The sequence below is a fragment of the Allobosea sp. GW821-FHT10B12 genome (assembly GCF_059415545.1).
In genome coordinates this window covers 243,116-254,994 of the sequence record NZ_JBWKNL010000008.1, presented here as the reverse complement: position 1 = coordinate 254,994, position 11,879 = coordinate 243,116, and the positions used below count along the sequence as shown (strand labels likewise).

Annotated in this window: 12 protein-coding genes, 1 tRNA gene and 1 pseudogene; 9 read left to right on the top strand and 5 right to left on the bottom strand. The window is 66.0% G+C overall.

The features are described from left to right. Positions 1 to 836 (bottom strand): annotated as a pseudogene (locus AC07O0_RS24950) (hypothetical protein); the annotation flags it as partial. Positions 837 to 1,053: 217 nt separating this feature from the next. Between AC07O0_RS24950 and AC07O0_RS24945 the strand changes: the two are divergent. The 3 genes from AC07O0_RS24945 to AC07O0_RS24935 all read left to right on the top strand — a co-directional run bounded on the left by AC07O0_RS24945 (position 1,054) and on the right by AC07O0_RS24935 (position 3,982). Then, positions 1,054 to 1,485 (top strand): hypothetical protein, encoded by a 432-nt coding sequence (locus AC07O0_RS24945; RefSeq protein ID WP_494626692.1) that lies wholly within the window; start codon positions 1,054 to 1,056, stop codon positions 1,483 to 1,485. Positions 1,486 to 1,835: 350 nt separating this feature from the next. After that, positions 1,836 to 3,563: a hypothetical protein gene (locus AC07O0_RS24940; protein ID WP_494626690.1), complete on the top strand. Its 1,728-nt coding sequence runs from the start codon at positions 1,836 to 1,838 to the stop codon at positions 3,561 to 3,563. Beyond that, the gene (locus AC07O0_RS24935) at positions 3,560 to 3,982 is read left to right on the top strand and encodes a DCC1-like thiol-disulfide oxidoreductase family protein (RefSeq protein WP_494626688.1); all 423 of its coding nucleotides are present in this window, start codon (positions 3,560 to 3,562) and stop codon (positions 3,980 to 3,982) included. The genes AC07O0_RS24940 and AC07O0_RS24935 overlap by 4 nt, the downstream gene beginning before the upstream one ends. 74 nt (positions 3,983 to 4,056) lie before the next feature. Here the strand turns inward: AC07O0_RS24935 and AC07O0_RS24930 are convergent, their stop codons facing one another. Together AC07O0_RS24930 and AC07O0_RS24925 are read right to left on the bottom strand one after the other, a co-directional pair. Continuing rightward, on the bottom strand, positions 4,057 to 4,683 hold the full coding sequence (locus tag AC07O0_RS24930) for a Vgb family protein (RefSeq protein ID WP_494626686.1): 627 nt from the start codon (positions 4,681 to 4,683) through the stop codon (positions 4,057 to 4,059). Positions 4,684 to 4,721: 38 nt separating this feature from the next. Next, positions 4,722 to 5,942 carry a helix-turn-helix domain-containing protein gene (locus AC07O0_RS24925; protein WP_494626684.1) on the bottom strand — a complete coding sequence of 407 codons (1,221 nt, stop codon included), beginning with the start codon at positions 5,940 to 5,942 and terminating at the stop codon, positions 4,722 to 4,724. Positions 5,943 to 6,069: 127 nt separating this feature from the next. On the opposite strand from AC07O0_RS24925, the gene AC07O0_RS24920 reads away from it, so the two are divergent. The 6 genes from AC07O0_RS24920 to AC07O0_RS24895 all read left to right on the top strand — a co-directional run bounded on the left by AC07O0_RS24920 (position 6,070) and on the right by AC07O0_RS24895 (position 10,497). Next, the gene (locus tag AC07O0_RS24920) at positions 6,070 to 6,861 is read left to right on the top strand and encodes a DUF899 domain-containing protein (protein WP_494626683.1); all 792 of its coding nucleotides are present in this window, start codon (positions 6,070 to 6,072) and stop codon (positions 6,859 to 6,861) included. A 38-nt stretch (positions 6,862 to 6,899) separates the two neighbouring features. After that, positions 6,900 to 7,685, top strand: a complete 786-nt coding sequence (locus tag AC07O0_RS24915; protein ID WP_494626681.1) for a DUF2182 domain-containing protein — start codon at positions 6,900 to 6,902, stop codon at positions 7,683 to 7,685. Between the two features lie 149 nt (positions 7,686 to 7,834). Further along, the gene (locus AC07O0_RS24910) at positions 7,835 to 8,947 is read left to right on the top strand and encodes a branched-chain amino acid ABC transporter substrate-binding protein (protein ID WP_494626679.1); all 1,113 of its coding nucleotides are present in this window, start codon (positions 7,835 to 7,837) and stop codon (positions 8,945 to 8,947) included. A gap of 230 nt (positions 8,948 to 9,177) precedes the next feature. Further along, positions 9,178 to 9,378, top strand: coding sequence for a hypothetical protein (locus tag AC07O0_RS24905; RefSeq protein WP_494626678.1), 201 nt, complete (start codon positions 9,178 to 9,180; stop codon positions 9,376 to 9,378). Positions 9,379 to 9,474: 96 nt separating this feature from the next. Then, positions 9,475 to 9,565, top strand: a tRNA-Ser gene (locus AC07O0_RS24900). Between the two features lie 188 nt (positions 9,566 to 9,753). Then, a complete protein-coding gene (locus tag AC07O0_RS24895) occupies positions 9,754 to 10,497 on the top strand; it encodes a hypothetical protein (protein WP_494626676.1) in 744 nt (247 codons plus the stop codon). A 409-nt stretch (positions 10,498 to 10,906) separates the two neighbouring features. On the opposite strand, the gene AC07O0_RS24890 is transcribed toward AC07O0_RS24895, so the two are convergent. Then, positions 10,907 to 11,254, bottom strand: a complete 348-nt coding sequence (locus tag AC07O0_RS24890) for a RidA family protein (RefSeq protein WP_494626674.1) — start codon at positions 11,252 to 11,254, stop codon at positions 10,907 to 10,909. Positions 11,255 to 11,321: 67 nt separating this feature from the next. Further along, positions 11,322 to 11,798 carry an IMP cyclohydrolase gene (locus AC07O0_RS24885; RefSeq protein WP_494626672.1) on the bottom strand — a complete coding sequence of 159 codons (477 nt, stop codon included), beginning with the start codon at positions 11,796 to 11,798 and terminating at the stop codon, positions 11,322 to 11,324. Positions 11,799 to 11,879 lie beyond the last annotated feature (81 nt).

The following is an 11,879-nucleotide window of genomic DNA, read 5'->3' as shown; positions in this document are numbered from 1 at the left end:
GCCAGCGCGCTGCTCACGGTCCATCCCAAGGGCGATATCGAGATCATCCGCCAGGTCGCAGCTCGCCCGCCGCCGCCACCGCTGCCGCCGCCGCTGCCACCACCGCCGCTTCCGCCGCCGCCGCTGCCGTCGCTGCCGCCGCCGCTCGCGTTACTTGCCGAACCGCTTCCCGATCCGCCGCTGCCGGAGTTTCCGTCTCCGCCGCCGCCCGAGCCGTCATTTCCGTTACGGCCATTGCCGCCGGAGTTCGAATCGCTGCTCGGCCCGCCGGAAGACAGGGCTCCCGTCGTCAATGGCGGGCACATCCAGTACTGAGTGCCGCCCTGCTGAATCAGGGTGCAGGCGGCATTGGGAGCGCGCGTGCGCCTGCCATTGGCGGAAACCGCGTTGTAGTATTCGACACCGCCAGGAGCTGCGCCCTGAGCTGCGGGCGCCGGCGTGCCGATCGACGCGGTGGTCCGTGGCGGGCACGTCCACAGCAGGTCGCGGTCATATTGCACGATGATGCAGTCCCGGCTCGGCGCGCGCGTTCTGCGGCCGTTCGGGGATGTGGCGTTGTAGTATTGCACCCCGCCGGCATCGGCCAGGGTCGGTCCGGGCCTCGAGGCCGTGCTCGGGCGGAACGGGTTGCCGCGCGCCGCCGGATCGCATTCCCACAGCCATTTGTCTCTGATGAGCTTGCGTTCGCAGGCCCCGTGGGGCCGTGGTGTCGGGCTGCCGTTGACCGCGACGCCTTCGTGGTACTCCGGCCATGAGCCGGCTCCTTGGGCATAAGCAAAGGTCGACGTGGTCGCGAGAAGTCCCGCAATAAAGATCTTGCTCTGCAGGTATCGCATGACGTGCCTCCCGCCCGGGAGGTCTGGTGCCCGCCCAGCGCAAAAAGATGTATTTCGGGAAGGCCTGCTTTGACTTCGGAGCTGGGCCAATCCGACACGTTAAGCAATAGCATGCGGTATTGACTTGATTTTATTCTATTCGAGTGAAAGCTTTAGGTCGCTCGAACTAATCCGATAGGATTACTGCTGGACGAAGCAGCCGGGAGGGAGGCGAGAGATGATGACGTCCTGGAAATGGGCGATGCCGGCACTGGCGGCATTGCTGCTTGCCCATCCGGCGCTCGCCCAGATCGGCACGCCGGGCAATGCGCCGCTGACGCCGGGTGGGCCGCGCCAGGGTCTGGGGCCGCCCTCGATCTTCGACAATACGCCCGACATCAGGCTGCATGCGCCGGGGGCAGGTGGCATTCCCGGCGCCGGCCCGCCGATCGACTATGGCGGCACGCCGCGTTCGGCGCCGCGCTCGTCGAACCCGATCTACATGCCGCGCTACGGGGCGAGTGAGGATCCTTCCCTCCGCGGCGCGCTCGCGGCCTATTGCCGGACGCCGCGCCGAAGCTGTGCGGCGCCCAGCCGGGCTCGGGCCGGTGCGGCTTGCCTCTGCCGTCTGCCGAACGGAGCGCGGCTGCGCGGGCGCGTCGTGCGCTAAGGCGCTTTGCGAAGCGGTCATCGTTTTGGTGCCGGAGCCGATCGGGCTGACACGGCTCGACCAGTCGTCGATGCCGGTCGCAGCCAAACTTTCGCCGTGTCGCTCGGCTTGGCTGCCGTCGGCTGACAGAAAGAAGACGCGGCGGCGCTCCCGGGAGATTGCGGGGTTGCGCCGTGATCGGCAATGTGCAGATGAAGGAAATTGTTAAATTTTACTAGTAAAAACAATATCTTAGAGGAATTGTATTGTTATCCAAGCTTTGGGCTGATTTGCGGCCGCGCCTCGTCCTGCCTTCATTCGGTCGATTCATTTTCCTGCGGGGCGGTGCTTACAACGCCGCCATCGCGCGCATGCTGCTGGCCGTATCGCTCTGGTATTCTCTCTATCACGCCGGCACCGCGGACAATTGGGACTACTATCTCAAATCGCTCGCGGCCTGGGGCTGGGTGCCGAAGGGCCTCGTCAAGATCCTCAGCCATGTCCTCGGCGGTCCCCCGTCGCAGGATTTCGTGATCGGGCTGCAGAAGGCCGGCTACGTCGCCATCGCGATGATGTTCGTCGGGCTGTTCTCGCGCCTGTCGACGATCGCAGCGGCACTGATCACGACGCTCTATGCCTCTCTGATGGTGTCGTTCGGGCCGTTCTGGTCGCATGCGCTCAACGTCCAGCTGCTCGCCGCCCTGATCTTCATGTTCGGACGCTGCGGTGACCGGCTGTCGGTCGATGATCTCCTGCGCCGCTTGCTCGGGATGACAGACCCGGTGCTCAAACATGATGGCCGCTATTGGTGGCCGGTGCTCTTTGCCGAGCTCGCGACGCACATGTTCATGTGGGGCGCCTTCTTCCAGAAGATGCGCAACGGCAACGGCATCTGGTGGGCACTCTCCGACAATCTGAGGAACTCGCTCGCGATCTCCTGGGGGCATGGCCGCTTCGATCCGCCCGCGGCCGCGGAGTGGTTCATGAGCAGCCCGTGGATCTACAAGACCGGCGGCCTGCTGCAGCTCGCCGCGCAGGGCACGACGATCTTCGCGATCCTGCTCGTCCGCCGGCCCGTCGCCCGCGCGATCCTGGGCGGGCTCTTCTTCTTCATGGAGATCATGGGCCTGACGCATCTGTTCAGCTTCTGGCATCCGTTCTGGGGGCCGCTCTGCCTCCTGTCGATCGACTGGGAGTGGCTCTGGGGCGTCATCCGCAGGAAAACGCCGGCGCTGCCGGCCGATCGATCCCTGCCGCCTCTCGTCCGCACGCTCTGGATCCCCCGCCTCGCGCCGCAGGCCATCCGGCTGAGCCGCGCCTATCGGGCCGTCGTCTATGCGTTCGCAGCGGTGTTCTTCGGCTACTACACGGCCAATATCGTGTTCAGCCTCGGCGAAAAGCACCTGAACTTCCCGTTCTCCTCGATGGCCTTCTACAGCGAGAACCGGGACATCCCGCCCTATGACGTTCCCGGCTACTTCCCGATCTATCGCGGCTGGGTCGAGCTCACCGAAACCGGATCGACCCGGCCTCTCGCATTCGCCTGGCATCACAGCGATATCCTCGACACCATCATGCGGGCCGAGCCGGGCGAGGCGCAGATGCGAGCGGTTCATGCCTCGATCCGGACCCGGTATGGCGAGCGCGACGTCGGCCTCCAGAGCGGCACGAGACTGCTCGCGGGCCTCGGCGAGATCAGGACCTACCGGCAAATCGTCGCCGTTCCTCCGGCCCCGCGCCCGGCTCTGCCCCTGGTCGACCTCCATTCCGGGCTGCTGTCGGTCGAAGACGCGAAGGGCTTTCGGACCATCGGATCGGCGCTGAACTGGGACGAGGCGAGCCAGCGCTATGTCATCAGCCTGCGGCCCCATGGCTTCCTGAACCCGTCTTTCCGCATCCTGGCGCGGAGGAATGTGCGCGAGGAGCCGAAGGAGGTACCGGCCCAGCCATTGCCCGGGGAGTGGATCGACTCCAAGTTCTACGTGAGCAACACGCACGAGCCGACGGTGTTCGTCTACACGCTGATCGAAGTGACCGACCCCGCGCTGGGGATCGTGGAGACCTATGCCGGCCCCGAGAATTTCCAGACGCACCGATGAGCGAGCCCGACAACTATCTGCTCTATGACGGCGATTGCCCGTTCTGCTCGAACTACGTCGCCTATACGCGGCTGAGGGAGGCGGCCGGGCCGATCGCCATGCTCGATGCCCGCGAGTATCCCGACCTGGTCAGGCTGCATGCGCAGGAGGGGCGCGACATCAATCAGGGCATGGTCCTGCATCTGGACGGCGCCACCTATTTTGGCGGCGACGTCCTCAACCGGCTCGCCCTGATGAGTACCCGAAGCGACGCCTTCAACACGCTGACGGCAGCGCTGTTCAGGAGCCCGCGCCTGGCCAGGCTGCTCTACCCAACTTTGCGCGCCGGGCGGAACCTGACCTTGCGATTGCTGGGAAAGGAGCCGATCGAGCTCCTTCCAAAAGCGAAGGCCGGATCGGATCGCTCCGGCCCGGCCTGATCGGCTCCGGTTTTCGCAAGCCGGTGGGCTGGTGCTCGGTCGGCAGACCCGCCCGCTGCGGAGCTCCGTTGTGTTCACCTGCGTCTCGCCACCGCCCTAACCGTGCCGCCCTTGCCGCTGCCGCAATAGAAGCGGTCGCCGCCGGCCTCGAGCCCCGAGACGAAGACGCCCTGCGGCATGTGCACGCTGTTCAGCACCTTGCCGCTTTCGGGATCGACCTGGCGGAGCTCGCTCTCTTCGTCCTCCCAGGTCGCGTGCCAGAGCTCGCCATCCGACCAGGTCACGCCGGTGACGAAGCGGTTGGACTGCAGCGTGCGCAGCACCTTGCCCGTCTCGGGGTCGATCTGGTGAATCTGGCGCTCGCGATAATGGCCGACCCAGAGCGTGCCTTCCGCCCAGGCGAGGCCGGAATCGGCGCCGCCGGCCGGCGCGGGGATGGTCGAGAGCACGCGCCCGCTGTCGGGGTCGATCTTCTGGATGCGGTCCTCGGCGATCTGGTAGAGGTGCTTGCCGTCGAAGGCGGTGCCGGCATGGGCGGGGACGTCGAGGCTGCGGACGGTCTCGCCGCTATCCGGGTCGAGCGCGTTGAGCTTGTCGCCCGAGGCGAACCAGACGTTCTTGCCGTCATAGCTGACGCCGTGCACGGCCTCGATGCCGGGGAAGGGGCCGTATTCGCGAAGGATCGTGGCTGTCCTGGTCATGGGATGATCTCCTCTGTTCGGTTGGACCGGGACGAGGTCTAACCATCCGGCAGCGGAGCCGGGAGTAACAAGGTTGTCGGGAAACCCGGCACCGGCGGCGTCAGCCAGCGCCGCGCCCGCGCCTTGCCGAAGGCCTGGATCTTGCCGGCCGCCGCCAGTGTCTCGAGTGCGCGCTGCATGTTGCGCTGGCTGGTATCGAGTGCCAGCGCCAGCGCCGAGCTCGACCAGGCCTCGCCATCGGCGAGGAGAGCGAGCACGTCGGCATGCGGCTCTTCCAGCGGCTGCGCCAGGACCGCGACCTCGCGCGCCCGGTGCGGTTTCAGGGCAAAGCCGCGGCCGGTCGCGTTGATCTGCGCGATCCCATGCAATTCGGCGCGCAGCCGGCCGATCTCGACCCGCAGACGGGCGCGATGCGACTCGTCGGCCTCCTTCGCCCCGCAGGCGCGCGCCAGCAGCACTTCACGCGAGACATCCCCCGGCCAGGCTTCGGCGAGTGTGCGCGCTAGCGCGAACAGGACCGGACGAGTTGCCAATGGGACGGCGATGCCCGCCTCGCGCACGGCATTGCGACAGGCATCGACGACGAAGCTGCCCGAGGCGAGCAGCGCCGCGACCTCGCCGAGCATCAGCGGGCGCTCCTCGCCGCGGAGGATCAATCGCGCCGCTGGCGCCTCCAATACGCGCGCAGCGGCCTCGACCTCGGCCGTGAGCGCCGGAATGCCGGAGCGATGAGCCGCCTCCGCCGCCCGCGCAAACGCCGCGCGAGCCGGCTCCGCCTGCAGCCGACGCAGCGCGATGCCGCCGATCGCGAGCGAGCGCGCCGCCTCCAGTGCCGGTGGCAGCGGGCTCTCGTCGAAGCCTGCGAGCACGAGCTCGGCCTCGCCGAGCCGGCCGATCAGCAGCAACCGACGCACTTCGATGGTGCGGGCATGGGCGGCGTTGGGGCGGTCGTCATGGGCTTCGAGCACGGCGCGTGCCGCATCGAGCGCCTTCGTCGGCCAGGAGAGATCGCGCGAGACCAGGGCGATCTCGGCCTCGGCGAGGGCGCAGCGCGCCCGCGCCACCGGCTCGCGCGCGCCGAAAGCCTGGCCGGCACGCTTGAGCAGCACCTTGGCCCGGGCGAGATCGCCGAGCTGCGCCATGGCGATGCCGCGCAACGCCAGCGCCGGCGCGTCCTCGCGCAGCGCGACGCGGTTGAGCGCTCCGAACGGATCGCCCGCCGCCAGGGCCCGTCCGGCCGCCGTGATCAGCGAATCCATGGCTGAGCCCGAAATCCCGCCAAACTTGTCACTCCCGCTCCAAACCGCCCGGGGCCTACCCCTGTTCCCGGCGCCGCATCGCGAGACGGCGGGCGGCGAATGTCAACCGAAGACAGGAGCAAGCACCATGACGGCTCATCTCACCGGCACCCGCGAGGACTGGCTCAGGGCCCGGCTCGACCTGCTCGCGGCCGAGAAGGCGCTGACCAAGCAGAGCGATGCCGTGGCGCTGCAGCGCCAGGCTCTGCCCTGGGTCAAGGTCGACAAGGATTATCGCTTCGTCACCGAGGCGGGCGAGGCGGGGCTGGGCGATCTCTTCGCCGGGCGCTCGCAGCTCCTGATCTACCACTTCATGTTCGGCCCGGACTTTGCCGCCGGCTGCCCGTCCTGCTCGCTGATCGCCGACGGCTTCAACGGCATCCACGTCCATCTCGCCAACCATGACGTGACGCTGACGGCGGTGTCGCTGGCCTCGCTCGACAAGCTCGTCGCCTTCAAGCGGCGCATGGGCTGGAGCTTCCCCTGGGCCTCTTCGGCGACGGGCGACTTCAACTTCGATTTCAGCGCCTCCTACACCGAGGAGCAGGAACGGCAGGGCACGGTCGACTACAATTTCCAGCGCGAGCCGCAGATCGACTGGAGCAGCAACGGCGTCGTCTCCGGGCTCGCCGTGCAGAGCGGTACGACGCCTTCAGGCTATATGCGCGAGCGGCCCGGGATGAGCGCCTTCATCCGCGAGGATGGCGCGATCTACCACACCTATTCCAGCTATGCCCGCGGCATGGACGCGATCTGGAGCATGTATCCCTGGCTCGACCGCGCGCCGAAGGGGCGCAACGAGCCCACCGGGCCCTGGTGGCGCCTGCGCGACGCCTACCCGGCATCGGCAGCCGCCGCGGCGCAATCATGCTGTGCCTGAGCCCCCGGGCACAGACTGATCGCGGAGCGCCGGACATTATGTCCGGCGTCTCCGTCGCCGATGCTGGCAGCGTCTTCCTCGTTGTCTGCGTGCTGCTGTTCCTCGCCAGTGTGAGCGCGACCGTCACGATCTGCCTCGCCATGGCCGATATGGGCGAGGTGCCGATGGCCGGCGGCTGGTCGATGTCGACCGCCTGGACGCCGCTCTGCGGTGGTTCGTGGCCGGCCGCCGCCGGGGCGTTCACCGGGATGTGGGCCGCGATGACGACAGCAATGATGCTACCCTCGCTTGCGCCCGTGCTCTGGCGGCTTCGCGAGAGTGCTGCAGAAGCCGGTGAGACCAGCCCGGGCCTGTTCGCCGCGATCACCGGCCTCGGCTATCTCCTGGTCTGGTCAGTGCTCGGCCTGGCGGTTTTCGCCGGTGGTGCTCTCCTGCTGGAGGCTGCCCTGCGTTGGCCGCAACTGGCCCGCACCGTGCCGTTCGTCGCATGCCTAGCCGTGATCGCAGCCGGTCTCTTCCAGGCATCGCGCTGGAAGCTGGGACTGCTCGGCCATTGCTCCGCAGCGGCTGCGCAGGGCGTCGGCGCGGCGGCTGCAATGGGGCAGGGGCTGCGGCTCGGCCTCGCCTGTTGTGCCTCCTGCAGCGGGCTGACCGTGCTGCTGCTGGTCGGCGGCGTGATGGATCTGCGCGGCATGGCCGTGATCGCGGCGGCGATCACCGCCGAGCGGCTGGCTCCGGCAGGCGAGCGCGTCGCTTGCGCCACCGGTGCCCTGATGCTCGGGGCAGGCGCGGTCCAGTTCGCGCAGGCGCTCTGGCAGCTCTGAGCGGCGTCGCCATGTCTGCCATGCATTTTTGCATCTGCTCAGAAACGCGCCACGCAGTGCCGCGTCGCCCCGCACTGGCCTATACAGGTCGCAGGCGATCCATGGGTCGGATCGCACGCAAAGATTGCACGGCTAGAGAGGAAACGCACATGACGATCAAAGCCCGATTTCTCATCGGAGCGGCCTTCGCCACGGCAGTGCTCGCAGGGGCGCCGGCGCGCGCCGACATCACCATCGGCCTGCTCGCGCCGCTGACCGGCCCGGTCGCGGCCTATGGCGACCAGGTCAAGAACGGCGCCCAGGCCGCCGTCGACGCGATCAACAAGAAGGGCGGCATCGGGGGCGAGAAGGTCATCCTGAAGCTCGCCGACGATGCCGGCGACCCGAAGCAGGGCGTCTCGGCCGCCAACCTCCTGGTCGGCGACAAGGTCCGCTTCGTCGTCGGCCCGGTGACCTCCGGCGTCGCCATGGCTGCTTCCGACGTCTTCGCCGAGAGCGGCGTGCTGATGGTGACGCCGACCGCGACCTCGCCGGCCCTGACCAGCCGCGGCCTCGCCAATGTCTTCCGCACCTGCGGCCGCGACGACCAGCAGGCCGAGGTCGCCGCCGCCTACGTCCTGAAGAACCTGAAGGGCAAGAAGGTCGCCATCGTCCACGACAAGGGCACCTATGGCAAAGGCCTCGCCGATTCCTTCAAGAAGGGCATCAATGCCGGCGGCGTCACCGAGGTCGCCTATCTCACCGTGAACCCGGGCGACAAGGATCTCGCGGCGGTGATCACACGGCTGAAGTCCGGCGGTGCCGAGGCGATCTATTTCGGTGGCTACCACCCCGAAGGCGGCCTGCTCGCCCGCCAGCTGCACGATGCCGGCGTCAAGGCGACGATCATCGGCGGCGAGGGCCTCTCCAACACCGAGCTCTGGGCGATCGGCGGCGACACCGCGGCCGGCACGCTCTTCACCAACGCCACCGACGCGCTGAAGAACCCGGCTTCGGCCGAGGCGGTGGCCGTGCTCAAGGAGAAGGGCATCCCGCCGGAGGCCTTCACGCTCAACGCCTATGCCGCCGTCGAGGTGCTGAAGGCAGGCATCGAGAAGGTCGGCAAGGACGCCAAGGCCGATGCGGTCGCCAAGGCGCTGAAAGCTGGCCTCGAGGTCAAGACCGCGATCGGCACGCTGACCTATGGCAAGACCGGCGATCTGAGCTCGCCGAGCTTCTCGATGTACAAGTGGGAAGCCGGCAAGATCGTTGCCGCCGACTGACGAGAGCGCTTCAGGAATGAGGGGAGGGGCCCGCGGCGTGCCGCGGGGCCCTTTTTCATTTTCCCGTCATTGCGAGCGCAGCGAAGCAATCCAGAGCAGCAATGCCCTACGTCTCCTGGATTGCTTCGTCGCTTCGCTTCTCGCAATGACGGCCCTTTCTCCTGAACGCGCCGTTCGGGAACCGTTCAGGCGCCGGATCGTTCAGTCCGGCGACCGAACGGGAATTGTCCATGCCAGCCGCCGATGCCATCGCCGCCAAGCAGTCGCTCGCCAAGCCGTCACTGATCGCGATTCGGCGGGAAGCGGACGGCTATGGCATCCGCTTCGGCCTGAACGAGGCCGAGGATGCGGCAATGCCGGGCCCGGTCTTCGCCACGCTCGACGAGGCGATGGCCTGGATCGAGCGTATCGACCGTGCCGGCGGCCATTGACGCGACCTGATCGGGGGCGATCTGTTCGATGCCTGTCGATCAGCTCTCCTGATGGCTTGTCAAAGCGGGTCGCGATCGGGCATAGAGCCTTCCAACGGAGACGTGGCCGAGAGGCTGAAGGCACTCGTTTGCTAAATGAGCATACCCCACAAGGGTATCGAGGGTTCGAATCCCTCCGTCTCCGCCACTACCCCTATCTATTTGAAAAATAAGCCCTTTATTCGGCTGTGACTCGCCGATTTGGGGTCATGTTTGGGGTGCAGAGCGTCTCTGCCATCTCCTATTGCGACTTGTTCGGTAAGCGAGAATCGCGACACTCCCGATTTCGTCCGCGAACCCATTAAGCAGTTGCAGAGATCGGACTGCTGAACTGCGATGCGCAACCATCTCTCGCACACCATGACGGATCGCGTGCTCTGTGACGAAGGTGCCGAGCGCCTGATCGGGTCTCTGGATCGCCTCAAGCGGGCTGGGCTGGAAGATACTGCTGTGACGGGCGGCGTTGCCATCGCACTGCATCTGGCCAAAGCAGGATGCCTGCAAAGCCATCGGCGGCTCAACGACCTCGACATCGTCGTAGCGAGGGCGGACGAGTTATCGCCAAAGCTTGGGGCTGCATTTCTGGTTTCCCATGCGCATCTCGACGCCCGCCCCGGCAGGATGCTGCTTCAGGTCGTTGATCCCCTCACCGCGTTGCGTATCGATATCTTCGGAGCATATGGCGACACGCTCGCCCGCAGCCAAAACCTCGCATTTCGAGGCAATCCTGTTCGATTGGTCGCGCCCGCTGATCTCACCGCGCGGCTCGCTGCTCTGCTTCTTGATCTCGGTCTGGGCGAGACTGTGCCAACGAAGCATGCGCGCGATTTCGATGCCCTGTCGGCAGCTTGCCCGTCAGACGAAGCGAAGGCCGCATGGCGCGATCATCGCCGCCATTGGCACCCTGAAAGCTTCGCAGAGGCGTGTCAGATGGTGCGCGAGCTAGTCGGCCAGCACAAAAATCTCCTTGTCGACTCCCCCACGCTGCGAGGAGAGCGGCCTTGTCCGCAATGCCGGGAGAGCCCGATCTTCAAGCTGGCGCGAGACGAGGAGATCGTGGCGCTATTGGGTTACCGGTGACAGATCACTTGGCAAGGCATCCGGGAAGGATGCGAGATCGACATCATACACTTCTCCGGCAAGGATAAACCTGCGGTCGTTGATGTCGGGGGCATATGGCGCGCATAGAGCAATTCGTTCAGCCGAAGTATCTTTATCGATATCGGCCCATCCGAAGTCGCGCGGAGCTTCGGCAGGAGCTTTCGGCTCTGCGAGAGGGATACATCTGGACCACACCCTACACGGGCCAAAACGATCCCACCGAAGGCCAATATTGAGTTCGCGAGCAGGCCGGGCCGAGCCAGAGGGCATCCTCCAGCCCACAGAAGCGGTTGGTTTTGGGGTGGCGCGCACCATCTTTCCGTCGAGCGATCAAGCCCGACGGATCGTCTTCGCATTTGGCGATAGAGCCGATGGGACCGGCGCGGGACTAGCGGGAGGCGATCGCCGTCATCTCGACGAGGAGGTCGGGATAGGCAAGGCGCGCCTCGACAGTCGCGCGGGCCGGCGCGTGGTCTTTTGCGACCCAGGCGTCCCAAGCTTCGTTCATGGCGGCGAACCCCACCATGTCGGCGAGGTAAATGGTAACGCTGACCAGGTTGTTCTTGGAAACGCCGGCCTGGGCCAGCGTCTCATCGAGGCTGAGCAGAACTTCCTCGGTCTGCACCTTGACGGATTGTCCGCGCGTCTGCTCGGCGACATGGCCCGCGAGAAAGATCAAATCTCCAACGACAACTGCGTCGCTCCAGCGTTCCGTCATGCCAATTCGTTCAATCATAGGGTCAGCTCCATCTATTCGGTCTTCGGCCGGTTTCCCGGGATCGGTTCGCCGGCGCTGATCGCCTCTATGACGCACATCGCGACGACGCCATATCGCCGCGATGCGCCATTTGGCCGGACTCCACTGCAATTGGTGTTACGCAAACCGAATGAGCCGTCACGCTGCCGAGCCAAAGCCGATTGTCTGCGGCATCCAATACTCCACAGATGCGAGGCGTATCGTAATCGTCGAATTCACGGTCCAGCCCTGCAAGGACAGTCAATATCGCATCTCGCGGAGCGTTGCCCGCCTTCAGCCTTTCGAAAATAGGCCTGGCATGGGTGCCGTTGCTGACAACTGCGAACCGCTCATTCCAGACCATGCACTCGTAGGCAATATAGGGGCTATCCGAAGCGGCATCGGGGCTGCCGGCGCGCGGGACGATCTGGATTGACCGCCCGGATTGTCTCGCTGCCCTGTTGGGAAAGGATCGGCTGGAAACGCGATAGGCCGCGACTGTCAGCCCGGTGCGTCCAGTTCCGATAATGCGCCCAACGTACATGTCAAATCCCCATGCCCGGCGCGGCATACACGTCGGCGACTTGATCGGTGTCGTGGAAAGATTCAAAATCACATCATCGCT